The 25,765-nt window shown below is 63.5% G+C and carries 21 protein-coding genes, 1 tRNA gene and 1 pseudogene; 10 read left to right on the forward strand and 13 right to left on the reverse strand.

The features are described 5' to 3' along the window. Window positions 1-152: 152 nt before the first annotated feature. The 10 genes from rpsO to DGI_RS07375 all read right to left on the reverse strand — a co-directional run bounded on the left by rpsO (window position 153) and on the right by DGI_RS07375 (window position 8,788). The gene (rpsO, locus tag DGI_RS07335; protein WP_021760220.1) at window positions 153-422 is read right to left on the reverse strand and encodes a 30S ribosomal protein S15; all 270 of its coding nucleotides are present in this window, start codon (window positions 420-422) and stop codon (window positions 153-155) included. A 56-nt stretch (window positions 423-478) separates the two neighbouring features. Beyond that, the gene (gene truB, locus DGI_RS07340; RefSeq protein WP_021760222.1) at window positions 479-1,429 is read right to left on the reverse strand and encodes a tRNA pseudouridine(55) synthase TruB; all 951 of its coding nucleotides are present in this window, start codon (window positions 1,427-1,429) and stop codon (window positions 479-481) included. Then, on the reverse strand, window positions 1,422-2,459 hold the full coding sequence (locus tag DGI_RS07345; protein ID WP_081696884.1) for a DHH family phosphoesterase: 1,038 nt from the start codon (window positions 2,457-2,459) through the stop codon (window positions 1,422-1,424). The genes truB and DGI_RS07345 overlap by 8 nt, the downstream gene beginning before the upstream one ends. Next, entirely contained in the window at window positions 2,374-2,775 is a 402-nt protein-coding gene (rbfA, locus tag DGI_RS07350) for a 30S ribosome-binding factor RbfA (RefSeq protein WP_021760226.1), read from the reverse strand. Before rbfA ends, DGI_RS07345 begins: the two co-directional genes overlap by 86 nt. A gap of 4 nt (window positions 2,776-2,779) precedes the next feature. Further along, window positions 2,780-3,073 carry a DUF503 domain-containing protein gene (locus tag DGI_RS07355; protein ID WP_021760228.1) on the reverse strand — a complete coding sequence of 98 codons (294 nt, stop codon included), beginning with the start codon at window positions 3,071-3,073 and terminating at the stop codon, window positions 2,780-2,782. Window positions 3,074-3,106: 33 nt separating this feature from the next. Continuing rightward, complete coding sequence (gene infB, locus DGI_RS07360) at window positions 3,107-6,286, reverse strand: translation initiation factor IF-2 (RefSeq protein ID WP_027193196.1); 3,180 nt, start codon at window positions 6,284-6,286, stop codon at window positions 3,107-3,109. After that, entirely contained in the window at window positions 6,276-6,551 is a 276-nt protein-coding gene (locus DGI_RS17880) for a DUF448 domain-containing protein (protein WP_235619955.1), read from the reverse strand. The genes infB and DGI_RS17880 overlap by 11 nt, the downstream gene beginning before the upstream one ends. Next, window positions 6,541-7,881 carry a transcription termination factor NusA gene (gene nusA, locus DGI_RS07365; protein ID WP_021760234.1) on the reverse strand — a complete coding sequence of 447 codons (1,341 nt, stop codon included), beginning with the start codon at window positions 7,879-7,881 and terminating at the stop codon, window positions 6,541-6,543. The genes DGI_RS17880 and nusA overlap by 11 nt, the downstream gene beginning before the upstream one ends. Continuing rightward, a complete protein-coding gene (locus tag DGI_RS07370) occupies window positions 7,878-8,537 on the reverse strand; it encodes a ribosome maturation factor RimP (protein WP_021760236.1) in 660 nt (219 codons plus the stop codon). The genes nusA and DGI_RS07370 overlap by 4 nt, the downstream gene beginning before the upstream one ends. A 175-nt stretch (window positions 8,538-8,712) precedes the next feature. Then, a tRNA-Gly gene (locus DGI_RS07375) sits at window positions 8,713-8,788 on the reverse strand. 385 nt (window positions 8,789-9,173) lie between these two features. Here DGI_RS07375 and DGI_RS07380 point away from each other — a divergent pair. The 8 genes from DGI_RS07380 to DGI_RS07415 all read left to right on the forward strand — a co-directional run bounded on the left by DGI_RS07380 (window position 9,174) and on the right by DGI_RS07415 (window position 18,381). Further along, on the forward strand, window positions 9,174-9,830 hold the full coding sequence (locus DGI_RS07380) for a fumarate reductase respiratory complex (protein WP_021760241.1): 657 nt from the start codon (window positions 9,174-9,176) through the stop codon (window positions 9,828-9,830). Between the two features lie 9 nt (window positions 9,831-9,839). Next, a complete protein-coding gene (locus DGI_RS07385) occupies window positions 9,840-11,723 on the forward strand; it encodes a fumarate reductase flavoprotein subunit (RefSeq protein WP_021760243.1) in 1,884 nt (627 codons plus the stop codon). 16 nt (window positions 11,724-11,739) lie between these two features. Further along, window positions 11,740-12,534 (forward strand): fumarate reductase iron-sulfur subunit, encoded by a 795-nt coding sequence (locus tag DGI_RS07390; protein ID WP_021760245.1) that lies wholly within the window; start codon window positions 11,740-11,742, stop codon window positions 12,532-12,534. Then, window positions 12,515-13,351 (forward strand): fumarate hydratase, encoded by an 837-nt coding sequence (locus DGI_RS07395; RefSeq protein ID WP_021760247.1) that lies wholly within the window; start codon window positions 12,515-12,517, stop codon window positions 13,349-13,351. Before DGI_RS07390 ends, DGI_RS07395 begins: the two co-directional genes overlap by 20 nt. Continuing rightward, window positions 13,351-13,896, forward strand: coding sequence for a Fe-S-containing hydro-lyase (locus DGI_RS07400; protein WP_021760249.1), 546 nt, complete (start codon window positions 13,351-13,353; stop codon window positions 13,894-13,896). The genes DGI_RS07395 and DGI_RS07400 overlap by 1 nt, the downstream gene beginning before the upstream one ends. Window positions 13,897-13,956: 60 nt before the next feature. After that, window positions 13,957-15,270, forward strand: coding sequence for a malic enzyme-like NAD(P)-binding protein (locus DGI_RS07405; protein WP_021760250.1), 1,314 nt, complete (start codon window positions 13,957-13,959; stop codon window positions 15,268-15,270). Window positions 15,271-15,392: 122 nt separating this feature from the next. Continuing rightward, window positions 15,393-16,760 carry an SLC13 family permease gene (locus tag DGI_RS07410; protein ID WP_081696882.1) on the forward strand — a complete coding sequence of 456 codons (1,368 nt, stop codon included), beginning with the start codon at window positions 15,393-15,395 and terminating at the stop codon, window positions 16,758-16,760. A gap of 259 nt (window positions 16,761-17,019) precedes the next feature. Continuing rightward, window positions 17,020-18,381 carry an SLC13 family permease gene (locus tag DGI_RS07415; RefSeq protein ID WP_021760254.1) on the forward strand — a complete coding sequence of 454 codons (1,362 nt, stop codon included), beginning with the start codon at window positions 17,020-17,022 and terminating at the stop codon, window positions 18,379-18,381. A gap of 300 nt (window positions 18,382-18,681) precedes the next feature. Here DGI_RS07415 and gltA read toward each other — a convergent pair whose 3' ends face one another. Continuing rightward, window positions 18,682-20,157, reverse strand: a complete 1,476-nt coding sequence (gltA, locus tag DGI_RS19015; RefSeq protein WP_202961842.1) for an NADPH-dependent glutamate synthase — start codon at window positions 20,155-20,157, stop codon at window positions 18,682-18,684. Further along, window positions 20,131-20,964, reverse strand: a pseudogene (locus DGI_RS19020) (sulfide/dihydroorotate dehydrogenase-like FAD/NAD-binding protein); the annotation flags it as partial. The gene gltA and the pseudogene DGI_RS19020, both read right to left, overlap by 27 nt. A gap of 343 nt (window positions 20,965-21,307) precedes the next feature. On the opposite strand from DGI_RS19020, the gene DGI_RS17100 reads away from it, so the two are divergent. Both DGI_RS17100 and DGI_RS07430 read left to right on the forward strand, forming a co-directional pair. After that, window positions 21,308-23,284: a cache domain-containing protein gene (locus DGI_RS17100; protein ID WP_081696881.1), complete on the forward strand. Its 1,977-nt coding sequence runs from the start codon at window positions 21,308-21,310 to the stop codon at window positions 23,282-23,284. Next, window positions 23,277-24,737: a sigma-54-dependent transcriptional regulator gene (locus DGI_RS07430; protein ID WP_051286598.1), complete on the forward strand. Its 1,461-nt coding sequence runs from the start codon at window positions 23,277-23,279 to the stop codon at window positions 24,735-24,737. The genes DGI_RS17100 and DGI_RS07430 overlap by 8 nt, the downstream gene beginning before the upstream one ends. Window positions 24,738-24,786: 49 nt before the next feature. On the opposite strand, the gene DGI_RS07435 is transcribed toward DGI_RS07430, so the two are convergent. Then, a complete protein-coding gene (locus tag DGI_RS07435; RefSeq protein WP_027193193.1) occupies window positions 24,787-25,608 on the reverse strand; it encodes a shikimate 5-dehydrogenase in 822 nt (273 codons plus the stop codon). Window positions 25,609-25,765 lie beyond the last annotated feature (157 nt).

The raw sequence follows: 25,765 nt of genomic DNA on the forward strand, positions 1-25,765 counted from the left end.
GGGCCGCTGGTCCTGTCCCGCAATCTGGGAGTGCACGGAAATGTTCCATGCAGCGCCAGATTGCGCGAGGGGGCAGCCGGCCGGGGTGATGCGCGCTGCGCGTGGTGTTGTGGTGCGGGGGGATGCCGACAAGACATCCCCCCTGGCGCGAGCTACTTGCGCAGGTTCAGGCGTGCGATGATATCGCGGTAGCGCTGAACGTCCTTCTTTTTCAAGTAGTTGAGGAGCTTCCGGCGCTGACCGACCAGCTTGAGCAGGCCGGTGCGGGAGTGGAAGTCCTTGGAATGCACCTTGAAGTGATCCGTGAGGTACAAAATGCGGGACGAAAGCAGTGCGATCTGCACTTCCGGGGAACCGGTGTCGCCTTCGTGCGTCTTGTACGTTTCGATGACCTTGGCCTTGTCGTCCGTCGTCATGACCACAGCGTCAACCTCCTTGGGCGTCGTGCGCCGATTGAGTTGGACGCGGCTGCACTGTCTCAAGCCTCCCAGAGGCCTCTGAGCACAGTCCATACCGCGGCGCCGCCCGTCTTCTCGATCCCGGTTTCCATGAGCCCGAGGGCCTTGCCGTGCTGGTCCAGAAACAGGGCGCGCTGGCCGGGTGCAAAAGCCTGCGCGTCCGTGGTTCCGGCCTCCCAGGGCAGCCTGCCGCTGCGCTTGAGTTCCTCGGCCTGCCGGGCGTCCAGGGCCACGCGCGGCCAGTGGGGCAGCGCGTGTTCCAGGGGAATGATGCGTTCCCCAAGACGTTCGGGTTCGGCCAGGATGTCGTCCAGGGAGACGGCCATGTCCAGGGTGAAGGGGTGGCTTTGGGTTCGGGTCAGCGCCGTCATCACAGCGCCGCAGCCCAGCCGAATCCCCAGGCTGTGGACCAGGGACCGGACATAAGCGCCGGCGCTGCAGCGGACCCGAAAGATGCATCGAGGCAGATCCAGCGTGACTGCTTCTGCCTCGTAAATAGTGATTTCCTTGACCTTGACCGGGGCGTCACGGCCCTCGCGCGCCAGCTTGTACAGGGGCTCGCCCTGGTGCTTGGCGGCAGAGTAGGCCGGCACTTCCTGGGTGGTGTCGTCCTGCCAGGCGGTCACGGCGGCGGCGACCGTCTCCGGCGTGAGGGACGACCAGTCCGCCCGGCTGGTTTCCGTGCCCTGGATGTCATAGGTGTCCGTGGTGCGGCCGAGTTCCAGTTCGCCCACGTACGTTTTGTCCGCGCCGGTCAGGTAATTGGAAAGTTTGGTGGCCTGGCCCAGCAGCACCACCAGCACCCCTGTGGCCAGGGGGTCCAGGGTGCCGGCATGGCCGATGCGCGGCTGGCCGCACACGCGCTTCACGCGTTCCAGGCACGCCGCGGAGGTGGGGCCTTCCGGCTTGTGCAGCACCAGCACGCCATGGAGCTGGCGGTCGCTGCCGCGATGACGGGAGCGCCTAGCCATGCGCCGGTTCCTGCATGGACGTCAGCACGGCGGATGCCGCAGCCACCACGGCTGCTTCCGCCTCGGTCATGGTGCCGACAAACGTGGCCCCGGAGGCGTTGCGGTGTCCGCCGCCGCCAAAATGTTGCGCCACGGCCTGGGCGTCGTCGTCGCCGAAGGAGCGCAAGGAGATGCGGATCTGCCCTGCCACTTCCTCGCGCAGGGTGATGGACATGCGCACGCCGCGGACCCTGCGGATGGTTTCCACCAGGCCTTCGCAGTCTTCCTTGGTGGCCTGGGCGGCTTCCAGCATGGCCCGGGTGATGCCGACCACACAGATGGCGCCGTCATCATACACCTGCACGTTGGCCAGGGCCAGGGACCACAGCCGCAGCCGCGAGAGGGTCCACTGGTTTTGCCAGCGGGCGGTGAATTCGCCCACATCCAGACCGCTGCCGACGATTTCCGAGGCCAGGGCCAGGACATCAGGGGTGGTGTTGCCGTAGCTGAACTGTCCGGTATCGCTGACGATGGCCAGATAGAGGGACTCGCCCAGCGCCCCCGTGAGGGGCACGCCGAATTCCCGGGCCAGGGCGGCGATCATGCAGCCCACGGCAGCCTGGGAGGGATCCACCCAATTGACCGCGCCGAAATCCGGATTGCCCAGGTGATGATCGATGTTCACCAACTGCAGGGAGCTGCCGGCGATTTCCTCGCCCACGCGGGCCATGTCGCCGCAGTCGAGCACAAAGGCCCAGTCCGGGACAAAATCGCCCAGCTCGTCCAGGCTGGTGACCAGGGGGCAGGGCAGGGGCAGCCATTCCAGGAATTTGGGCCGGCCGGTGCTGTTGTACAGCCGCACGTCCTTGCCCAGGGCTTGGAGTAGCGCACCCAGGGCGGCGCTGGAGCCCAGGGCGTCGCCGTCTGGATTGGCATGCGAGGCCACCAGGAAGCGCTGGTTGGCGTCAATGAGCTGACGAATCCGGACCAGGGGGGTCGCCTGGGGTGCCGTCCGGGGCGTCGTCTCCGGATTCTTCGTGTGGTCTCGCATAGATGACTTCCTCAAGAAAACTGTCCAACACAAAGCGCAGTTCCGGCAAGGCGCGGGAGCGTAGCCGGGGGCCGAGCAGGGTACGGATGCGGCCGCAGGCGGTGGCCAAGGCTTTGGCCGTGGCCTGGCGGCGGGCCTCGTCGTTCTCCATGGTATAGAGCACTTCAGCCACGCGCAAGTTCGGGTTGAGCCGAACCCCGCTGATGACCACGCCTTCAAGTCGGGGGTCGCCCATGTCCCGGGCCAGGATGTCTGCCACTTCGCGCAGGATCAGATCGCTCAGCCGGCGGGCGTGCAGGGAGTCGGTTCGCTTCATGCTGTCAGTTCTCGCAGCGCAGAATATCCATCTGGCTGTCGGTCAATTCTTCGTCGGTGGCGGCTTCCACCATGTTTTGGACCTTGGTCAACAAGCCTTGGGCATGCGCCGCGTCGTTGGAGACGGTGACGCAGGCCAGCACCAGTCGAGTATGGCTCTCCATGGAGTCCACCTCTGCCACAGCCACATTGAACTTGTTTCGCAGCTTGCGCTTGAGGCTTTGGGCCACGTTGCGCTTGCCTTTGAGCGAGTCGTTGCCGTGCAGGGTGAACTCCAGGAGCAGGGTGCCAATAACCATGATGCAGGCGTGCCGCGCCAGGCGGGCTTGGTGTTACAGCGTTCTGGCCTCTTCCACGTGGTCGAAGGCCTCGATGTAGTCGCCCACTTTGATATCGTTGAACTTTTCCAGGCCGATGCCGCATTCGTAGCCCTTGAGCACTTCCTTGGCATCGTCCTTGAAACGTTTGAGGGATGAGATTGCCCCGGTGTAGATGACCACGCCATTGCGCAGCAGTCGCACACCGGCGTTTCTGACGAGCTTGCCATCCACCACGGCACAGCCGGCGATGGTGCCCACCTTGGGCACGCTGAAGGTTTCGCGCACTTCGGCTTGTCCCAGGTACACTTCGCGCACCGTGGGAGAGAGCATGCCGCTCATGGCGTCCTTGATGTCGCTCACCAACTGATAGATGATGTCGTAGAAGCGAATGTCAATGCTTTCGCGCTCGGCAAGTTCCTTGGCCTTGACGGTGGGCCGCACGTTGAAGCCGATGATGATGGCTTCGGACGCGCTGGCCAGCATGACGTCGGACTCGCTCACCGCGCCGGCGCCGCTATGGATGACCTTGACCTTGACTTCATCCGTGGAGAGCTTGGCCAGGGCTTCGGTCACGGCTTCCAGGGAACCCTGCACGTCAGCCTTGAGGATGAGGTTGAGGTTCTGGGAAGCCACGTCGCCACGGCGGGCCAGGAAGGTTTCCAGGGTGATGCGGGATTCCTTGGCCAGCTCCTTTTCGCGCTGCTTCATCAGGCGCGTTTCGGCAATGCGGCGGGCCACCTTTTCGTCTTCCACCACCACGAATTCGTCCCCGGCTTCGGGCACGCCTTCAAAGCCCTGCACTTCCACAGGCCAGGCCGGGCCGGCCTTTTTCATCTTCTTGCCCTGGTCGCTGAACAGGGCGCGGGCCTTGCCGGAGAACACGCCGCAGACAAAGGCGTTGCCCTGGCGCAGGGTGCCTTCCGCCACCAGGATGGTGGCCACGGGGCCGCGGCCCTTGTCCAGCCGGGCTTCCACAATGTGGCCGCGGGCGGGCTTTTCGGGGTTGGCTTGGAGTTCCAGCACTTCAGCCTGCAGCAGGATGAGCTCCAGCAGTTCATCGATGCCGACACGCTGCTTGGCCGAGACGTGGGCGTAGATGGTCTCGCCGCCCCAGTCTTCAGGAAGCAGGTTCAGGTCCGAGAGCTCGCGCTTCACGCGGTCGGGGTCGGCGCCTTCCTTATCGATCTTGTTCACGGCCACCACGATGGGCACACCGGCAGCACGGGCGTGGCTGATGGCCTCGCGGGTCTGGTCCATCACGCCGTCGTCTGCAGCCACCACCAGGACGACGATATCCGTCACCTGGGCGCCGCGGGCGCGCATGGCGGTGAAGGCTTCGTGGCCGGGAGTATCCAGGAAGACCACGTCGCCCTTGCGGGTGGAGACGTGATACGCCCCGATGTGCTGGGTGATGCCGCCGGCTTCGCCCTCGGTGACGTTGGTTTCCCGGATGGCGTCCAGCAGCGAGGTCTTGCCATGGTCCACGTGGCCCATGATGGTCACCACGGGAGGCCGGGGCCGCAGGGCTTCGGGATCTTCCTCTGCCTGCACGGCGAGGTAGGTTGCCTCGGTGAAGCCCACGCGTTCCACTTCGTAGCCGAACTCATTGGCCACGAGGGTGGAGGTGTCCATGTCCAGGGAGCTGTTGATGGTGGCCATGATGCCCAGGCCCAACAGCACCTTGATGAGACTTTGGGACTTGACACCCATCTGATGCGCCATGTCGGATACACGGATGGCCTCGTCCACGCGAATTTTTCGCTTGGCCTGCTTGAGGGGCTGCGCCGCCTGCTCGGCCATGGTGGTGGAGACCATTTCGAAATCGCCGAAGCCGTCGCGGCGGCGTTTGCCGCCGGCACGTGCACGCCCGCCGGTCTTGTCCCGGATGGGAGAAGACTTTTTCTTCTTGGCCTGCAGGCTGGCGCGGCGGCGATCTTCTTCCTCGGACAGGCCGGAGGTGAATTCCACCACGCGCCGATCCTTGCGGCCGCGTTTGCGGTCTGCCTCGGATTCCGTGCCAGGGGCCGCAGGGGTGCCGGGGGTTCCCGGCGCTCCGGGGGCTCCCGGCGCACCACCGGGCGCACCGGTCCGTGCAGCGCCAGGCGCACCTGCGCCCTGGGGACCGCCGGGGCGCGGACCATGGGGCCGTTGGCCCTGGCGGGGGCCGCCGGGTCCGCCCGGTCCGCCGGAGCCGGTGCCGCCGGGGCGGGAGGCTTCGGGACGCTGCCGGGGCGGGGCTTGCGGGTCGGGCATGGAAATGATGCGCACCTGGGGGCTGCTCTCCGCGACGCGCGGCTTTTTCTTGCGTTGCGCCGGGGGGGTGCCGTCCTCGTCGGCCGGCGCCTTGGCAGCGCCTTCAGGGGCGGCTGCTTCCGCAGGCTGGTCGGATTGGACAGGTTGGGCAGTCTGGGCAGCCTGCTCGGATTCGACGGGCACGCCGGGCTCGGTCGTCGCAGCCTGAGGCTGTGCGGCCGCAGGTTCGGACGTCGGCTCGGGCTGGGCAGCCTGCTCGGCGGCCTGCGCTGCTGCCTGCGCAGCGGCCTGCGCTGCGGCTGCAGCTTGTGCTTCCGCGGCGGCTTTTTCCTCGGCGGCCTTGCGTTCGGCAGCCTTGCGTTCGGCGGCAGCCTGGCTTTCCGGGGTGGAAATGATGCGCGCGGCAGGGGCGGGCTCGCTGGGGGCGCGGCCCGTCCGGGCTCTGGCTGGCGCGGCGTCGCGGGGCCTGGCCTCACGGTCCTTGCGGGGGCTTTCCGACTGCTGGCGCGGCGTGACTGGCGCGGTTTCCGCGGGCTGTTCGGCCATGGCGGCATCGGCAGATTCCGCGACGTGTTCTGCAGCGGCACTCTCATCATGGGACACGCCTTGGGACACGCCTTGGGACACGCCTTGGGACATGTCGTGCGGCGTGGCGGCTGCGGCCTCGGGAGCGTCTGCAGCCATGTCAGCATGTTCGGGGCCGCTGGGCTTGCGCCGTCTGCGTACGATGACGCCGGAATTGGAAACGCGGCGACCGTCGTCCACGCCGCCCGCGTGATCTTTCAAATGCATTTTCACCGCCTGCACGTCCTCCTCGGACAGTACATGGACCAAACTTTTGGCAGGATGGCCAAGCTCTCGCAACGCCTGGAGAATATCCTTGGCGTTGACGTGAAGGTCGTCCGCCAGATCTTTGACTCGTATTTCATCAGACACGATGCACCCCCGTTTCGCCGCCGTCTCCAGCCTTGGCCCGTCGCCGCCAGCCTTGGTATGAAGAGATTTTGCGCCGGCACAGGTCTTCGGCGCAACAGTACCAGCCTCTGCCGGGGAGCCGCTTGCGCGGATCTTCCATGAGGGCAGCCCCTGCGGCACCCGACTGCGCCCTGGCAAGGACGTAGCGGGTCAGCGCGTGTTTGGGCAGGGTCTGCCTGCAGATGACGCAACTGCGCATGGGCGAGCGCGCCGGAACATCAGTTGCCACTGGCATCGCCTCCCGGGGTTTGCGGCGTGGCGTCATCAGCCTCGTCGGTCTCATCGGTCTCATCAGCCTCGTCGGCCGGGGCATTCATCTGCAGGGTTGGTTCAAAACCCATGATGCGCAGGGCGTAACGCAGGTTGCCCACACGATCCGGCGTGAGGTTCAGCCGCTCTGCCAGTTCGTCGTCCTCAGAGTCGATCACTTCCTCCACGCAGGTGAATCCGGCGTTGGAGAAGATGTCGGCGGGGGCGTCGATGACGCTGGCAAGCTGGTCCAGCTTTTCGCGACCGGCGTTGATTTCGTTGTATTTGGACTCGGTGTAGATGTCGATTTTCCAGCCCAGGAGCTTGGAGGCCAGCTTTACGTTCTGGCCCTTGCGCCCGATGGACAGGGTGAGCTGGTCGTCCGGCACCACCACTTCCAGGAGCTTTTCGTCCTCGTCCACCATGATGCGGGAAATGACCGCCGGGGAGAGGGAATGGGCTGCATAGGTGGCGATTTCCGGGCTCCAGACCACGATATCGATGCGTTCGCCGCGCAGCTCCTGCACCACGTTCTGGATGCGCGAGCCGCGGATGCCCACGCAGGCGCCCACGGGATCCACATCGCGGTCGCGGGAGAGCACGGCCACCTTGGCCCGGCTGCCCGGATCGCGCGCCACGCCCATGATGCGCACGGTGCCGTCGTCCACCTCGGGCACTTCGCGCTTGAACAGCGAGACCATGTAGTCCGGGTGGGAGCGGGAGACGACCACCTGCGGGCCGCGGCCTTCCTTGCGCACATCCACGATGAAGGCCTGCACGCGGTCGCCGCGCTTGAAGCGTTCCTTGGGGATCTGCTCTTCCTTGGGCAGCAGGGCTTCGGTGCGTCCCAGGTTGATGATCCAGCCGGCGCGGTCGCGGCGCTGGATGATGCCGGAGACGATCTCGCCCTTGCGGTCCTTGTATTCTTCGTAAATGATTTCCTGCTCGGCATCGCGCATGCGCTGGATGATGACCTGCTTGGCGCTCTGGGCGGCAATGCGGCCGAGATCCTCGATCTTCAGGCGGAAGCCGATTTCGTCGTCCAGCTCCACGTTGGGATCGTGCTCGCGGGCTTCTTCGATGTAGATTTCACTGTCTTCATCGTACACGTCGTCCACGACGACCTTGAACTGGAAGACTTCGATTTCGCCGGTTTCCTCGTTGAAACCGACTTCAAAGTCGTCCGCATGGCCGTACTTGCGGGTAATGGACGAGCGCACCGCCTCTTCCAGGGTGTCGATGAGCAGGTCGCGGTCGATGCCTTTGTCCTTGCTGATCTGATCGATGGCTTTTCTGAGCTCGGAGCTCATGACGCGTCCTCCTCATCATTGTGCTCGGGAAAAGAGGGCTCACCGGGGGCTGCGGGAGCAGGGGAGGCGGATTTCTTCTTGGACGATCCGCCCTTGGGCTTCTTGGGGGCCTCGAATTCATGAATGAGCCGGCATTGGCGCACCTGCGCCCACGAGATAACCGGGGTGTGGCCTTCGCTCTCCAGGGTCAGGGCGCCGTCCTCCACCGCCAGGAGCCGGCCGCGCAGGCGCTTGCGGTCTGCGTACCAGGCGTCCTGGAAGGCCGGGCCTTGCAAGGGACGATCCAGCTGCAGCGCCAACTCGCGGCCCACGTACGGGGGCAGCTGCTCCAGACGGAAAAACAACCGCTCCATGCCGGGGGAGGAGACTTCCAACGTGTATGCGCCAGGGATGACATCCTCGGCGTCCAGGGCCACGCTCAGGTGACGGGAGAACTCGGCGCACTGGTCCACATCCACTTCCGGGCGGTCCGGGCCGGAGGGAATATGTTCGTTGCCGGGCAAATCCAGATAAATGCGGGCCACGGCGCGGTGCTGGCCGGCGGTGAACTCCACGCCCCAAACGGCGTAGCCCAGGCCCGTGGCCATGGAACGCGCCAGGCGATCCAGGGCGGCCCGGGGGGAGGAGCATGCGGAAGCGGGATGCGTCTCTGCCAAAGGCGTCAATCCTTGCAAACGGTTACGATATCTCAGCAAGCAAATGAAAAAAAAGGGGGGGCGAATCGCCCACCCCGACGTTTCGGCAACGGCCAGGATGCGGTTGCTCATCCACCCTGTAACACAAACTGCAGCAGCTTGGTGGGCGCTCGCATAGCGAGAAAGATGAACGACCTGGAGCGGGCGACGGGATTCGAACCCGCGACACCAAGCTTGGGAAGCTTGTACTCTACCAACTGAGCTACACCCGCTCTCCAAACGAAAGTATTTACCCGCTGCAGTGGGGTCTGTCAAGCCCAATATGGTTGTGCATGAGAAGGTGCGGCAGGCAGCAGGGCTGGTCAGGCGGATTCCGGCCCGCCGAATTCCTTTCCTACAGGAAAGGTGCATTCCTGTGATGCAGGAAAATGGCTGATCGGCCAATCAACATAACGGTGTACGGTCATAGAATAAATCAAATTTTTTTTGCGGGGGGACTTGGTACGCGGCATGCTAGGAGGGTTGACGGCGGCAGGAGTCCCGGGCAGGCCCGCGCCGCCCCATACAGACGGAAGACACACCTGCAACCCGGTAGAGGATGGCATGGGCTTGTTGGCCATGCACGAACGAAAGACCCTAGAAGGGAGGCGTCATTTCATGAATGCAAGCACCATTACCTTGCATGTCCCCCAACGCAGCAAGATTGCCGGCCGGATGGATTTTTTCCAGATGGTCAGCGGCGTGCTGTTGATCCTGTTCTTGTGGGCGCACATGATGTTGGTTTCCAGCGTCATTTTGAGCCCCAGTCTCATGAACGGGATCGCCTGGTTCTTCGAGGCGACGTACATGGCGCAGATTGGCGGGCCGGCCATCTTTGTGCTCATGGTGGTCCACTTCATCCTGGCGGCGCGCAAGATGCCGTTCAAGCAGGATGAATGGAAGACCTTCCGCGTGCATGCCTGCATGCTGCATCACAAGGACACCACCATGTGGCTGGTGCAGGTGATCAGCGCCATCTTTATCCTGGTGCTTGGCGCGGTGCATATGTTCGTGGTGCTGACGGATCTGCCCATCACGGCAGCCAAGAGCGCGGCGCGCATTCAGAGCGGTTGGTTGTATTTGTATCTGGTGTTGCTGCCTTTGGCCGAGCTGCATGTGGGCGTGGGCTTTTACCGTATTGGCGTCAAATATGGCTTCGTCGGCCGCAACAAGCGCAAGTGGTTCCAGAAGACCGAGAACCTCATGATGATCGGCTTCATCACCATCGGCCTGCTGACGCTTGTGCGCTTCATGCTGTTGAATATTCAAGGATAGGGTGAGGCAATGCAGATTTACCATACCGACGTGTTGTGCATCGGCGCGGGTCTGGCCGGGGAGCGCGTGGCCGTGGAAGCCTCCATGGCCGGCCTGAAGACCATCATGCTCTCCCTGGTGCCGCCGCGGCGTTCCCACTCCTCTGCTGCCCAGGGCGGCATGCAGGCGGCGCTGGGCAACGCCATCATGGGCGACGGCGACAGCCCCGACGTGCACTTTGCCGATACCGTGAAAGGCTCCGACTGGGGCTGCGACCAGGAAGTGGCCCGCATTTTTGCCGATACCGCGCCCATCGTCATGCGCGAAGTGGCCCACTGGGGCGTGCCCTGGAACCGCGTGGTTCCTGGCAAGCACACCTATTACAAAGGCGGCAAGCCTTTTGAGGCCGAGGAAAAGGCCGAGAAGGCCGGCCTTATCCACGCCCGCGCTTTTGGCGGCACGGCCAAGTGGCGCACCTGCTACACCGCGGACGGCACCGGCCGTTCCGTGCTCAACACCCTGGACACCAAATGCCTGCAATACGGCGTGACGGTGCATGACCGCATGCAGGCCGAGGCCCTGATTCACGACGGCGAAAACTGCCTGGGCTGCATCGCGCGCTGCCTGCGCACCGGCGAGCTGGTGGCGTATCTGGCCACGTCCACGCTCATCGCCACCGGCGGCTACGGCCGCATCTACAAGGCCACCACCAACGCCGTCATCTGCGACGGCGGCGGCCAGATCATCGCCCTGGATACCGGCCTCGTCCCCATGGGCAACATGGAAGCCGTGCAGTTCCACCCCACCGGCACCGTGCCCACCGACATCCTGGTGACCGAAGGATGCCGCGGCGACGGCGGCACCCTGCTGGACGTGAACCAGTACCGCTTCATGCCCGATTACGAGCCGGACAAGGCCGAACTGGCCTCCCGCGACGTGGTGTCCCGCCGCATGACCGAGCACATGCGCAAGGGCCTGGGCGTGAAGAGCCCCTACGGCGATCACCTCTGGCTGGACATCCGCCACCTGGGCGAGAAGCACATCACCACCAAGCTGCGGGAAGTGTACGACATCTGCACCAACTTCCTGGGCGTGAATCCCATCCATCAGCTCATCCCCGTGCGGCCCACGCATCACTATTCCATGGGCGGCGTGCGCACCAACCGCGACGGCGCAGCCTACGGCCTCAAGGGGCTGTTCTCGGCCGGCGAATCCGCCTGCTGGGACATGCACGGCTTCAACCGGCTGGGCGGCAACTCCCTGGCGGAAACCGTGGTGGCTGGCCGCTACATCGGCAAGCGGATGGTGGAATTCACCAAGGGCGCCACGCCGTCCTTCGGCATGCAGTACGTGGAGGATGCCCACAAGAAGGTGCAGGAACGCATCACGGATATCGTCACCGGTCGCAAGGGCAAGGAAAACACCTTCAAGATCCGCGACGAAATGCACGACATCATGATGGAGGGCGTGGGTATCTTCCGCAACGGCACGGATCTGCAGAAGGCCGTGAACAAGCTGGAAGAACTGTACGACCGCTCCCAGAAGATCAGCCTGTCCTCGGCCTGCAAGGGCATGAATCCGGAGCTCTCCACGGCCCTGCGCATTCGCGGCATGGTCAAGCTGGCGCAGTGCACGGCGTACGGCGCGCTCATGCGTACGGAATCCCGCGGCGCGCATACCCGCGAAGACTTCCCCGAACGCAACGACAAGGAATGGCTGAACCGCACCTTGTCGTACTGGAAGGAAGGCGCCAGCATGCCGACCCTTGAATATGAAGAGGCCTCCCCGTACTACGAAATGCCCCCGGGCGACCGCGGGTACGGTGGCGGCGTGACCATTGCCAACGAGCTGCCCCCGGAAAAGTTTGTCATTCCTGAAGCGGCAAAGGAAAACCTCAAGAAGGCCAAGCTGTAGGACAAGGAGCAGCCTCATGAATCGCATGTTGACGTTGAACATCTTTCGCTACAATCCGCTGGATCCGGATTCCCAGCCCCGGATGCAGACTTTCACGGTGCAGGAGTACGATTCCATGACCCTCTTCATCGCGCTCACGCAGATCCGCGATGAAAAGGATCCCACCCTCAAAGTGGACTTCTGCTGCCGCGCCGGCATCTGCGGCTCGTGCGCCATGGTCATCAACGGCCGTCCGGGCCTGGCCTGCCACACCCAGACCAAAGACCTGCCCGCGGAAATCACCCTGCATCCGCTGCCGTTCTTCCAATTGCTGGGCGACTTGTCCGTGGATACGGGCTCGTGGTTCCGCAAGACCGGCCTGCAGATTGAAGCCTGGTGCCACAGCGACGACAAGGCCTTTGATCCCACGGCCGACGAAATGCGCATGGACAACGACCTGGCCAACGAGATCTTCGAGCTGGACCGTTGCATCGAGTGCGGTTGTTGCGTGGCGGCTTGCGGCACGGCCCGCATGCGCACGGACTTCCTGGGTGCGGTCTCCATCATGCGCGTGGCCCGGTTCTACCTGGACCCGCGGGACAAGCGCTCCGAGGACGACTACTACGACGTCATTGGCAACGATCAGGGCGTGTTCGGCTGCATGGGCCTGCTGGCCTGCGAAGACGTGTGCCCCAAGGGCATCCCCCTGCAGGACCAGCTGGGCATCATGCGCCGCATGATGGCCATGCACTCGGTCAAGGGTGTGCTGCCGCGGCCGCTCATTGAAACCATCAAGAAGAAGGGATGCTGCCATGCGCATGCTCAAAGCTGAGGATGTCAGCGCTGCCGTGCGTGACATGATCATCACGGCCTGCCGCATTCTGCCCGAGCCCATCTACAAGGCCTTTGTGGAGGCCCGGGACTCCGAAACCACAGACAGCGCCCGCGAGGTGCTGGACCAGTTGATCAAGAACGCGGATCTGGCCAAGGCCACCAACATGCCCCTGTGCCAGGACACCGGCTCTGCCGTGCTGTTTGTGGAAATGGGCGAGGACGTGCGCGTGGAAGGTGGCCTCAAGGAAGCCCTGACCGCCGGCATGGTGGAAGGCTACGACAAAGGCTACCTGCGCAAGTCCATGTGCCATCCGCTGCAGCGCAAGAATACGGGCAACAACACCCCGGCCATCATCCACCTTGAACTCGTCCCCGGCGACAAGCTGAAGATCCAGTTCATGGCCAAGGGCGGCGGCTCGGAAAACATGTCGCGCTGCACCATGCTCACCCCGGCCCAGGGCTGGGAAGGCATCAAGGACTTCGTGGTCCGGCGCATGGCCGAGGCCGGCCCCAACCCCTGCCCCCCCACCATCGTGGGCGTGGGCATCGGCGGCAGCTTCGACCTCGCCCCCACCCTGGCCAAGAAGGCCCTGTTCCGCCCCCTGGACGTGCCCAATCCGGACCCGGAAATCGCCGCCATGGAAAAGGAACTGCTGGAAGCCATCAATAATCTGGGCATCGGCCCCATGGGCCTGGGCGGCAAGACCACCAGCCTGGCCGTGAAGATTGAAATGCATCCCTGCCACATCGCCAGCCTGCCGCTGGCCGTGAACGTGCAGTGCCATTCCGCCCGGACCCAGGAGGTTGTGCTCTAATGGCCACCTACCATCTGAACGCCCCCATGACCGAAGAAGACGTGGCAATGCTCAAAGCCGGCGACGTGGTGTACCTCACCGGCATCATCTACACTGCCCGCGACTCGGCGCACAAAAAACTCATGACCGCCCTGGACGCCGGCGAACAGCTGCCGTTCGACCTCAAGGGCTCGGTCATCTACTATGTCGGCCCCACGCCGGCCCCTCCCGGCAAGCCCATCGGCTCCGCCGGCCCCACCACCTCCGGCCGCATGGATACCTACGCCCCCCGGCTGCACAGCCTGGGCTCCAAGGCCTCCATCGGCAAGGGCAAACGCAACCAGGCCGTGCGCGATGCCCTGCAGGAGCACAATGGCGTGTACTTCGGCGCCACGGGCGGCGCCGGCGCACTGCTGGCGGAATGCATCACCGCCTCCGAAACCATCGCGTATGATGATCTCGGGCCCGAAGCCATCCGCAAGCTGACGGTCAAGGACTTCCCGCTGCTGGTCATCAACGATGCCCACGGCGGCGAACTGTACGCCAAACCCAATTACCCCCTGTAAAGATCCGGTAATCAATCCCGCCCCCCGCATCGGGGGGCGGCGCAGCAAGGAGACAGACTCATGGCGTTGTTCACCAAAGAAGAAGCACTGGCCTACCACGAGTTTCCCCGCCGCGGGAAGGTGGAAGTGGTGCCCATCAAGCCCTGCAACAACCAGAAAGACCTCTCCATGGCCTATTCCCCCGGCGTGGCCGAGTGCTGCAAGGCCATCAAGGAAGATCCGTCCAAGGCCAGCCTGTACACCGGCCGCGACAACCTGGTGGCCGTGGTCTCCAACGGCACCGCCGTGCTCGGCCTGGGCAATATCGGCCCCTTGGCCGGCAAGCCGGTGATGGAAGGCAAGGGCGTGCTCTTCAAGACCTTTACCGACATCGACGTCTACGACATCAACCTGGATTGCAACGATCCGGAGCTGCTGATCCAGATCGTCAAGGCCATGGAGCCCACCTTCGGCGGCATCAACCTGGAAGACATCAAGGCCCCCGAGTGCTTCTACATTGAAGAAACACTCAAAAAGGAAATGGGCATCCCCGTTTTCCATGACGACCAGCACGGCACGGCCGTGATCTCCGGCGCGGGCCTGATCAACGCCTGCGAAATCTGCAACCGCAAGCTGGAAGACCTGAAGATCGTGGTGGTGGGCGCCGGCGCCGCGGGCATCGCCTGCTCCAACTTCTACGTGCAGTTGGGCGTGGACCCCAAGAACATCTTCATGTTCGATACCAAGGGCCTCATCCACAAGGGTCGTCCCACGGGCAACAAGTACAAGGACGCCTTTGCCCAGGAAAAAGACCTCGGCTCCCTGGCCGACGTGATGAAGGGTGCGGATGTGTTCCTCGGCCTCTCCACCAAGAATCTGGTGAGCAAGGAGATGGTCCAGAGCATGCACAAGTCGCCGGTCATCTTCGCCATGGCCAACCCGGATCCGGAAATCACCTACAACGATGCCAAGGACGCCAACCCCAACTGCATCATGGGCACCGGCCGTTCGGACTACCCCAACCAGGTGAACAACGTCTCGGGCTTCCCGTACATCTTCCGCGGCGCGCTGGACGTGGGCGCCACGGAAATCAACGAAGCCATGAAGATCGCCGCTGCCAGGTCCCTGGCCGAACTGGCCAAGGAGCCGGTGCCGGCGGAGATCTGCGACATGTACGGCGTGAAGGAACTGACCTTCGGCGTGGACTACGTGATTCCCAAGCCGCTGGATTCCCGCATTCTGGAATGGGAAACCGTGGCTGTGGCCAAGGCGGCCATGGAAACCGGCGTGGCCAAGAAGCCCATTGCCGATCTGGATGCCTATCGTGTGGCCCTGCGCGACCGCGTGGCCGCGTCCCGTAAACGTATCAACGCCTTTGTGGAGAGCTACAAATAGCCATGTAGCGACTGGCTGAGACTTGCGCCGCCCGGCCCGTTATGGGCCGGGCGGGGTTCCGAAAAAATCGCTGTGACTGTGTGTTTCGCCCCGCTGTGTCTCGCACATGAAAGCATACCGGTATGGGGGTTGTTGTGGTGAACAAGTATCTTAAAATTGCCGGCCTGGCCGCCTTTATGGTGCTGGCCTTCGCCTGTGTGTGTTTCGCCCAGGACAAAGCTCCGCCTCCCATTGAACATGCCTACATCACCCTGGCCATCCTGGGCGTGGGGGCCATTCTTTTCTTTACGGAAATAATACCACTGCCGATCACGGCCATGCTCATTCCGGTGGCCTTGGGGCTTTTTGGCATCATCCCGGCCAAGTCGGCCTTTGCCAACTTCGGCAACGAATGGGTGGTCATCTTCATGGCCATGTTCGTCATCGGGGAGGCGACGTTCATCACTGGCTTTGCCGACAAGGTGGGCGCACTCACGGTGAAGCTCTCCGGCGGCAGCGAGGCGAAGCTGCTCATTTTCTCCATGGTGGCCATGGCCGGGCTGTCGGCCTTTTTGTCCAATACCGGCACCGTGGTGGTGGCCATTCCCATGATCATGGGCATGTGCGCCTCGGCGGGGATTCGTCCCAGTAAGATCCTCATGCCTGTGGCCTTTGCCGCGGGGCTTGGCGGGTGCATCACCCTGGTGGGCACGCCGCCCAACGGGCTGGTGAACTCCGTGCTGGGCAAGATGGGCGGCGAGGGGCTGGCTCCCTTCGGCTTCTTTGAATTCGCCAAGATCGGCATCCCCCTGACCCTGGCCGGCATCGGCTATTATGCCCTCATCGGCAAGAAATTTCTGCCGGATACGGCGGCCACCTGCACGGTGGAAGAGTCCCTGGCCGAGCAGGCTCCCAAGGCGCGGCGCGAAAACAAGATGTACATCTGCCTGGGCATCTTTCTCTTCGTGGTGGTGGCCATGGCCACGAACTTCATGCCCCTGGTGACGGCGGCCATGCTGGGCGCTTGTCTCATCGTGGCCACCCGCTGCATGACCATGAAGGAAGCCTTCAACGCCATCGACTGGACCACCATTTTCCTGTTCGCCGGCACGCTGTCGCTTTCCACCGCGCTGGACAAGAGCGGCGCCGCCAAGCTCATCGCCACGGCCGTGGTTTCCCAGGTGAGCGAACCGTATCTGCTCATGGCCGTGGTCTGCGCGCTGACGGCCGTCGTCACCAACTTCATGTCCAACACGGCCACGGCGGCGCTCATGGCTCCCCTGGCCGTGCCCATCGCCACGCAGGGCGGCGTTTCGCCCCTGCCGCTCCTGATGGGCATCGCCATGAGCGCCTCGGCCTGCTTCCTCACGCCGGTGGCCACGCCGCCCAACACCATCGTGCTTGGACCCGGCAACTACAAGTTCATTGACTACTTCAAGGCCGGATGGCCGCTGCAGGTGATCAGCTACATCATCTGCGTGGTGTTCATCCCGATGATCTGGCCGTTCTAACGCCCAACCCAACGCGTCCATGCGCTCCCCGTCCTGTCCTTGCATGCACAGGGCAGGGCGGGGAGCGAGAAGCCCTGATCCGCGCCGGCCTTGTACGGACGAGCACCGGCGTATAACCAACAAGAGAGCGCCCAGGAGGGCTCAGCACCAGATCCGCTTGCCCATCACACGATAGGGGCTGGCGGGTCATTATTGTGAAGCGGAATTCGTGCGCATTGCGATTCGTGGCATCCACATGCTCCCCAAGGAGTGAGGATTTATGAAAAGGTTTCTGACCTTGCTGGGTTTCGTTGCGATCACGCTGCTTGTGACTGCAGGCATCTGCTTTGCTGCTGACGCGCCTCCTCCACCGCCAGCCAGCCATGCTTACATCACATTGGCGATTCTCGCCGTCGCCGGCATCCTGTTCTTTACGGAACTGGTGCCCCTGCCCATTACCGCCATGCTCGTTCCGGTGGCCCTGAGTCTGTTCAACATCATCCCGGCAAAGGCTGCCTTTGCCAACTTCGGCAACGAGTGGGTGGTCATCTTCATGGCCATGTTCGTGGTGGGTGAGGCAACCTTCGTCACCGGCTTTGCGGACAAGGTCGGCCAGCTCACGGTGAAGCTCTCCGGCGGCAGCGAAGCAAAGCTGCTCATCTTTTCGATGATCGCCATCGCCGGCCTTTCGGCTTTCCTGTCCAACACCGGTACCACGGTGGTGGCCATTCCCATGATCATGGGCATGTGCATGCGGGCCAACATCCCTGCCAGCCGCATCCTCATGCCCGTGGCCTTTGCCGCCGGGCTTGGCGGGTGCATCACCCTGGTGGGCACGCCGCCCAACGGGCTGGTGAACTCCGTGCTCAGCAAGATGGGCGATGGCGGCTTCAAGCCCTTCGGCTTCTTCGAGTTCGCCATGTTTGGCATTCCCTTGACCATCGTCGGCATTTTGTACTTCGCCCTCATCGGCAAGAAGTTTCTGCCCAACACCGTCGCCGGCAAGCTGGAAGACGACGAGCGCCTGGAAACCCAGGTGCCCAAGGTACAGCGGCCGGAAAAGATGTGGATCTGTTTGGGCATCTTCGCCTTTGTGGTGGCGGTGATGGCCTCGGAATTCATCGATCTGGTGACCGCAGCCATGCTTGGCGCATGTTTGATGGTTATCACCGGCTGTATGACCATGAAGGAAGCGTTCAAGTCCATTGACTGGACCACCATCTTCCTGTTCGCCGGCACCCTGGCGCTTTCCACGGCGTTGGAAAAGAGCGGCGCGGCCAAGCTCATCGCCACAGGTGTGGTCTCCCAGGTGAGCGACCCGTACGCGCTGATGGCGGTGGTCTGTGCGCTGACGGCCATTGTCACCAACTTCATGTCCAACACGGCCACGGCAGCGCTGATGGCGCCGCTTGCGGTGCCCATTGCCATGCAGGGCGGCGTGTCTCCCTTGCCGCTGCTCATGGGCGTGGCCATGAGCGCCTCGGCCTGCTTCCTCACGCCCATCGCCACCCCGCCCAACACCATCGTGCTGGGACCGGGCAACTACAGGTTCATGGACTACTTCAAGGCCGGTTGGCCGTTGCAGGTGATCAGCTACATCATGTGCGTGGTGCTGATCCCGATGATCTGGCCCTTCAAGTAACTGCTCAATTCTTGTTTTCTCTTGTCATGTCGGGGATGCGGGGCTTGCGCCTGCATCCCCGTCGTGTTTATAAGGCCTGCACGCGACGGGAAATGAAACACGCCGGAAACGCGGCGGTTGGGGCCACGTTCCCGGCGATCCAGGGGTGTTGCCAAGGCAGGGGCCTTGCCAGAGCAACGCTGTATTGTCGTATAAGAGTGGACGGCCCCGGCGGGGCCAAGGGAGATAGTGCCGGGACCGTCCGCCTCAAGCCAGCACGGCTGGCCATTGGCTTGCAGAGCACCAGGCAGGATTCCTGGGTCAGGAATCCACGCCCAGCCGGCGGGCCATTTCCTTGGCCGCCGTGCGTCCCGCCCCGGCCGCAAGAATGACCGTGGCGGCGCCGGTGACGATGTCGCCGCCGGCAAATACGTTGGGAATGCTCGTCTCGCAGGTGGCTTCATCCACCTGGACATAGCCCCACTTGTTGGTGGTCAGCAGGGGTTCGTTGTCGAGCATCACCGGGTTGGACCGGGTGCCCACGGCGATGACGGCCAGATCCGTCTCAAGCTCGTAGGTGTCGCCCGGAATGGGACGCGGAGAGCGTCTGCCGGAGTCGTCCGGCTCGCCCAGCTCCATGCGCTGGAGCCGCACGGCCTTGAGGTGGCCATGTTCATTGCAGGTGAATTCCAGGGGCGCGGCCAGGCACTCCATGATCACGCCTTCCTCGATGGCGTGTTCGATTTCCTCGTGCCGGGCGGGCATGGCGTCCACGGTGCGGCGGTACACGATGCGCACGCTCTCCGCCCCCAGGCGCAGGGCCGTGCGCGCGGCGTCCATGGCCACGTTGCCCCCGCCATACACGGTGACGTGTTTGCCGCAGATGATGGGGGTGTCGTAATTGGGGAAGTCATACGCCCGGCCCAGGTTCACGCGGGTCAGGTATTCGTTGGCGGAAAAGACGCCGATGGCGTTTTCCCCGGGAATGTTCAAAAACCGCGGCAGGCCTGCGCCCACGCCGATGAACACCGCCTTGAAGCCTTGAGCGAACAAATCCTGGACCGTGAAGGTCTTGCCAGCCACGGCATTGACCTTGAACTCCACCTGCAGCTGCTTGAGGGCGTGAATTTCCTTATGGACGATCCTGTTCTTGGGCAGCCGGAACTCGGGAATGCCATACACCAGCACCCCGCCCAGCTCGTGCAGGGCCTCGAACACCGTCACCTTGCACCCGCGCGAGGCCAGATAGCCGGCCACAGTGAGGGAGGACGGGCCGGAGCCGATGCAGGCCACCTTCTTTTCGGGGTCGATGACGGGGCAGGTTTCCTTGGCGCCATCGGCGAGCAGGTCGCAGGCGTCGCGGTGCAGGTATTCGTCGGCCACAAAGCGTTCCAGCCGGCCGATGGCGATGGGCTGGCCCTTCTTGAGCAGGATGCAGTTGCCCTCGCACTGCACTTCCTGGGGGCAGACCCGGCCGCAGATGGCGGGCAGGCTGTTGGTGGTCTTGATGGTCTTGTAGGCGTCCTCAATGCGCCCGGCCGCCAGATGGGCGATGAACTGCGGGATGGGCACTTCCACCGGGCAGCCTTCCACGCAGGCGGGTTTTTTGCACTGCAGGCAGCGCCGGGCTTCTTCCATGGCCAGCTGGGAGGTGTAGCCCAGGGCGACTTCGTTAAAATTCTTGATCCGCTCCGCCGGGGCCTGATGCGGCATGGGCACGCGGGGGGCGAGTGCCTTCTTCTTTTTCACCGGCTTGCCCTCGGCGGCCTTGCAGCGGCATTCCCGGTAGGCCTCCATGGACTGGCTTTCCATGGGCTTGAAGGCCCTGAGCCGCATGCCCAGCTCGGCAAAGTCCACCTGATGCCCGTCGAATTCCGGGCCATCCACGCAGGCGAACTTGGTCTTGCCGGCCACGGTGACGCGGCACGCGCCGCACATGCCGATGCCGTCGAGCATGATGGAGTTCAAGGAAACCGTGGTCTTGACGCCAAAGGGCTCCGTGGCCCGGGCCACGGCGGCCATCATGGGCACCGGACCCACGGCCACCACCTCCTGCACGCTCTTGTCGTGCTTGAGGCGCTCCACCAGCAGATCCGTCACCAGCCCCTTGTGGCCATAGCTGCCGTCGTCGGTGGAAACGAGGACTTCATCGGCAAACTGCTTGAGTTCTTTTTCGAAGAGCAGCAGGTCCTTGCTGCGTGCGCCGATGACGGCCACCACCTTGTTGCCGGCCTGATGATGGCCCTTGGCGATGTGGTGCATGGCGGCAATGCCCGTGCCGCCGCCCACGCAGATGACGGTCTCTTGTTTGTCAATGTGCGTGGCCTTGCCCAGGGGGCCGCAAAGGTCCAGAATGGTGTCGCCCTCGTGCAGGGCTTCGAGCATGGCTGTGGTCTTGCCGAGCACCAGATACACAATGGTAATGGTGCCGGCGGCAGGGTCTGCATCGGCAATGGTCAGGGGCACGCGCTCGCCTTGCGGGTCAACGCGCAGGATGACGAAGTTGCCGGGCTGGGCCTTGGCGGCGATTTCCGGAGCGTGGATGACGAGCCGGCTGGTCTGGTCTTTGATCAACGACTCTTTGACGAGGATTTTGTTCGACATGCAATCAGTCCTGCCCTTGTGAATCGCCCGCACGGCGGTGCTGCCAGCGTGGCGAAGCGTCGCTACATTCCATGGCCCGCATGCTCCCCAATGAAGCAGATGCCATGCCAGCGGAGAGGGGCGGTGTAACAGGCAGGAATTATTGCAGGCAAGGATTTTTTTCTTGCACAGCGGGAGCAGGGATTCTTGTCGGGCAGGGATGGATTCCTGCAAAAGAAGAAAATATACTTCGTGACGAAATGCACGATGTGTGATTGGTGTCGGATGATGGCGTCAGGATTGCGTATTCCATGCTTCATGGAGCAGTTCTGCAGAATGGCGCTGATTTTGCTGGCCTTTCTGCATGACTGAACAACTTGCGACACACACCAGTTGGCGGCAGATGCTCAAGGCGTTGTTTTCCTGCCATCGGGATCATGAGGTGGTCAGCCGCATTGCGTTGCTGCTGCTCTTTCTCATTCTCTTCGCCACGGGCATCAGCGTGGTGTACAGTTATTATCTGAACAAGGCGCACGACGAGTCCCTGGGGGCGGCCCATGAGGAAATGCTCAAGCATTACCGCCACACCCTGCAGGTGTCTGTGCAGTCCATGACCATGAGCCTGGGGGAGACCCTCAAGGCCATCCGGGATCAGGGCGGCGGGGAGCCGGAGATGGAGTCCGCCTTGCGGCGCATCATCCCCCGGGTGCATTACGAGGATTCTGGCTATTATTTCGTGTACAACACCCAGGGCGTGAACGTCGTGCATCCGTTTCACCCTGAATTCCAGGGGCAATACCGCCTGGGTGTGGCCGATCCCGAAGGCACGCACTACATCGCGCAATTGACGGAAAAGTCCCTGGCCGGCGGGGGATTCTCCACGTACCGCTTCTTCAAGCCCGGAGAGCCGGTGCCGTCTTCCAAACTGGTGTATGCCCAGCTTATTCCTGGCACGGAATACTGGGTGGGCACCGGGATATACCTGGACGACATTGCGCAGGAACTGCAGCACATCTCCAACAGTTTCAAGCGGATTCATCGCAAGGCCATCATCACCGTGGGCACGGGCGTGGCGGTGATTCTGGTCTGCTTCGTCATTCCGGTGAGTCTGGTGATGATCAATTCCATTCTCAAGCCCTGGCGGCAGATGGAACGCGAGCTGCGCCACGCCCAGAAGATGGAGGCCATCGGCATCTTTGCCGGCGGCATTGCCCACGATTTCGGCAACGTCATCGGCGCCATTTCATCCTGTACGGAGCTGGCCCTTTTTGATACGGACAAGACGTCTCCAGTCTATGAAGATCTGCTCCACGTGCTCAAGGCTGCCAAGCGCGGCAAGAGCCTAGTCAAGCGCATCAAGGAGTTCAGCCATCAGGCGGACGCCTCCCGCCAGTCCGTGGATATGGCTCGCATGGTCAAGGAATGCATGCATCTGGTGCGCAGCATCATGCCGGCCACCATCCAGGTGCGCGAGCACATCAAGGCCGAGCATGTGCAGGTAATGGCGGACCCGGACCAGATTCTGCAAATCCTCATGAACCTGTGCACCAATGCCGAGCAGGCCATGCGCTTTGTGAAAAACGGCGTGCTCACCGTGGAGCTGGATACCGTGGAGCTGGGCGAGGTCGAGGCCCGCCGCCAGGCCCTCAAGCCGGATCTGTATGCGCGGCTGGCGGTTTCGGATACGGGCATTGGCATGAAGCCCGTGGTGCTCAAGCGCATCTTCGAGCCGTTCTACACCACGCGCAAAAAAAGCGGCGGCACCGGCCTGGGCCTGTCCATGACCAAAAGCATCGTCAAGCTGTATGGCGGCGGCATCGACGTGCAGAGCGTGCCCGGCAAGGGGGCCAGCTTCACCGTGCTTATTCCGTGCGAGCACCACATGGAAGAGCTGGACGCCCTGGAGAACCTGCAGGACCTGCCCGGCGGCACGGAAAGCATTCTGGTGGTGGATGACGACCATGACCTCCTGGGCTCCCTCTCCAAGTTGCTCCGCCGCCTGGGCTACACCGTGGAAAGCCGCAGCCGCAGCAAGGAGGCCCTGACCCTGTTCAAGGAAAATCCCCAGCGCTTCGACCTGGTGTTCACCGACCAGCTCATGCCGGACATGACCGGGTCTGAAATGGTGTACGAGATGCGCGCCGTGCAGCCCAACCTGCCCGTGATTCTGTGCAGCGGCTTTGACGGCCGCATCCTCCAGCACCGCATTCCCAAGGATCTGGCCAGCTCGGCGGGCTTCCTCTTCTTCCGCAAGCCCTTCGACAGCGCCGAAATCTGCCGGGCCATCCGCACCCTGCTGGAGCGCGAATCCCCCTGGCCCACGGAGGCGACGCATGGCTGAGCCCGGCGCGCAGCACCCCCTTGCCAGCGCCGGCGGCAGCGTGCTCATCATCGACGACGATGCCACCATGTGCCATGCCCTGAGCCGGGCAGTGCGCCGCATCGGCTGCGATGCCGACTGCGCCGAGACCATGGCCAAGGGCCTGCACATGGCCCAGACCCGCGGGTACGACATTGTGTTTCTGGATGTGCGCCTGCCAGACGGCAACGGCCTTTCCCTGCTGCCGGAACTGACGTCCCTGCCCAGCAGTCCGGAAGTCATCATCATCACCGGCAAGGGCGATCCTGACGGCGCGGAACTGGCCATTGGCGCAGGGGCCTGGGATTACATCGAAAAGACGCACTCCATCCAGCAGATCACCCTCACCCTCACCCGGGCGCTGGACTTCCACAAAAAGCGCAAGCTCTGCCGCGTGACCGGGGCGGTGAAGGTGCTGCGGCGCGAGCACATCGTGGGCGACAGCCAGCCCCTCATGCGCGCCCTGGATCTGGTGGCCAGCTGCGCCCTGAACAGCGCCAATGTGCTCATCACCGGCGAGACCGGCACCGGCAAGGAGCTGTTTGCCCGCGCCATCCACGAAAACAGCGCCCGGGCAAGCGGGCCGTTTGTGATTGTGGATTGCGCCGCCCTGCCGGAAACCCTGGTGGAATCCATCCTCTTTGGCCACAAAAAAGGCGCCTTCACCGGAGCCGAGCGCGATCAGCTGGGTCTGGTGCTCCAGGCCGACGGCGGCACCCTGTTTCTGGACGAAATCGGCGAGATGCCCCTTTCCCTGCAGAAGGTCTTCCTGCGCGTGCTCCAGGAACGCACGGTGCGGTCCATTGGCGGGCGCGAGGAGCGGGCCGTGGATTTCCGGCTGGTGGCGGCCACCAACCGGGACCTGGGGCAGATGGTGGCGGACAAGACATTTCGCAACGACCTGCTGTACCGCATTCAGTCCATCTCCATCCACCTGCCGCCCCTGCGGGAGCGGGTGCAGGACATCCGGCCCCTGGCCAATCACTTCATCGAGCGCATCTGCGCCCGCAACGATTCGCCCCAGAAAGGGGCCTGCGCGGACTTCTTCGAAACCCTGGAAGCCTACCACTGGCCCGGCAACGTGCGCGAGTTCATCCACACCCTGGAACACGCCCTGGCCGCGGCCCTGCTGGATTCCTACCTCCTGGCGCAGCATCTGCCGGCAGCGCTGCGGGCCAAGGTGGCGCGCTCCCGCGTGGCCCCGACCGTGTGCGCGGAACCGGCCCTGGACGTGGAGGCCGCCGGCTTCACCGCCGCAGACATGCCGCCGCTGCAGGACTTCCGCGACGACGCCTGGAACCGCATCGAACAGCGCTATCTGAAATACCTGATGACCGTGTCCGGCGGGAGCATGAAAGAGGCCATCCGCATCTCCGGCCTCTCCCAGTCGCGGTTCTATGCCTTGCTCAAGAAGCACAACATCGCCACGCGGTGAGGTTGGTGGCTGAATCCCTCCCCGGCAAGAGCGTCTGGCGTGGCGGGCATCAGGCCGCCGCACGCGCGAACGCCGCGGCGTCCTCCACCTGCGCCTCGGACGGGCGCACCCCCGTATACAGGATGAACTGCTCAAGGGCCTGCAGGATGATGACGTCTGCGCCGGAAATCAGCCGCCTGCCCTGGGCGCGCGCCCGGGCCAGGAACGGCGTTTCCGCGGGCATGGCGACGACATCAAAGGCCGTGTCGCAGGCGTCGATCTTGTCCTGGGGAAAGGCGAGGGCCTGCGCGTCTGGCCCGGCCATGCCCAGCGGCGTGACATTGATGAGGAACGGCGCGGCAAGGTCGCCCGGGTGCGCCTGCCAGCCATAGCCGTAGGTCGCGGCCAGGGCCGGCCCCGTCGTCTCGTTGCGTGCGATGATCACGCCGTCATGGAAGCCGAGGTCCTTGAGGGCGGCGGCCACTGCCTTGGCCATGCCGCCGCTGCCGCGCAGGAGAAACGGCGTCTGCGGTGCGATGCCGGCCTGTTCGATCAACCGGCGTACGGCGATGAAATCGGTGTTGTAGCCGGTCAGCGTGCCGCCGTCATTGACGATGGTATTGACCGAATCGATGGCCCGCGCCGAGGCCTCCAGACCATCCAGCAACGGGATGACCGCCTCCTTGAAGGGCATGGAAATGGCGCAGCCGCGTATGCCCAGGGCGCGCACGCCGCCGATGGCCGCGGGCAGGTCCGTGGTGGTGAATGATTTGTAGACATAATCCAGGCCCAGCAGCGCATAGAGGCGGTTGTGGAACCGCGAGCCGAAATTGCCCGGCCGGCCAGCCAGGGACATGCACAGTGTGGTGTCGCGTCCGATTGGCGGTTTCATGAACAGACCCCTTGCGGCATCAGTCGTCAGGGTGCGTTGGCCTCGGAAAAATCTGTGCGAGAGGGGGAACCCGTTACACAAGGCACTTCCCGCTCGCGCGTTTCCCTTCCAAAAATTTGATAGTATTTTGTCGTTATAACAAAAGTCTTCCTGATTA

This window comes from Megalodesulfovibrio gigas DSM 1382 = ATCC 19364 (assembly GCF_000468495.1).
Taxonomy (GTDB): Bacteria; Desulfobacterota; Desulfovibrionia; order Desulfovibrionales; family Desulfovibrionaceae; genus Megalodesulfovibrio; species Megalodesulfovibrio gigas.

Bases quoted from the DNA above. Each gene is read 5' to 3' on its own strand.
- DGI_RS07385 (WP_021760243.1), top strand. From the start codon at position 9,840: ATGCAGATTTACCATACCGACGTGTTGTGCATCGGCGCGGGTCTGGCC.
- DGI_RS07380 (WP_021760241.1), top strand. From the start codon at position 9,174: ATGAATGCAAGCACCATTACCTTGCATGTCCCCCAACGCAGCAAGATT.
- truB (WP_021760222.1), bottom strand. From the start codon at position 1,429: ATGGCTAGGCGCTCCCGTCATCGCGGCAGCGACCGCCAGCTCCATGGC.
- DGI_RS07410 (WP_081696882.1), top strand. From the start codon at position 15,393: ATGGGGGTTGTTGTGGTGAACAAGTATCTTAAAATTGCCGGCCTGGCC.
- DGI_RS07355 (WP_021760228.1), bottom strand. From the start codon at position 3,073: ATGGTTATTGGCACCCTGCTCCTGGAGTTCACCCTGCACGGCAACGAC.
- DGI_RS07345 (WP_081696884.1), bottom strand. From the start codon at position 2,459: ATGCGAGACCACACGAAGAATCCGGAGACGACGCCCCGGACGGCACCC.
- gltA (WP_202961842.1), bottom strand. From the start codon at position 20,157: ATGGAGGCCTACCGGGAATGCCGCTGCAAGGCCGCCGAGGGCAAGCCG.
- rbfA (WP_021760226.1), bottom strand. From the start codon at position 2,775: ATGAAGCGAACCGACTCCCTGCACGCCCGCCGGCTGAGCGATCTGATC.
- DGI_RS17100 (WP_081696881.1), top strand. From the start codon at position 21,308: ATGACTGAACAACTTGCGACACACACCAGTTGGCGGCAGATGCTCAAG.
- DGI_RS07435 (WP_027193193.1), bottom strand. From the start codon at position 25,608: ATGAAACCGCCAATCGGACGCGACACCACACTGTGCATGTCCCTGGCT.
- DGI_RS07390 (WP_021760245.1), top strand. From the start codon at position 11,740: ATGAATCGCATGTTGACGTTGAACATCTTTCGCTACAATCCGCTGGAT.
- nusA (WP_021760234.1), bottom strand. From the start codon at position 7,881: ATGAGCTCCGAGCTCAGAAAAGCCATCGATCAGATCAGCAAGGACAAA.
- DGI_RS07400 (WP_021760249.1), top strand. From the start codon at position 13,351: ATGGCCACCTACCATCTGAACGCCCCCATGACCGAAGAAGACGTGGCA.
- DGI_RS07395 (WP_021760247.1), top strand. From the start codon at position 12,515: ATGCGCATGCTCAAAGCTGAGGATGTCAGCGCTGCCGTGCGTGACATG.
- DGI_RS07430 (WP_051286598.1), top strand. From the start codon at position 23,277: ATGGCTGAGCCCGGCGCGCAGCACCCCCTTGCCAGCGCCGGCGGCAGC.
- DGI_RS07405 (WP_021760250.1), top strand. From the start codon at position 13,957: ATGGCGTTGTTCACCAAAGAAGAAGCACTGGCCTACCACGAGTTTCCC.
- DGI_RS07415 (WP_021760254.1), top strand. From the start codon at position 17,020: ATGAAAAGGTTTCTGACCTTGCTGGGTTTCGTTGCGATCACGCTGCTT.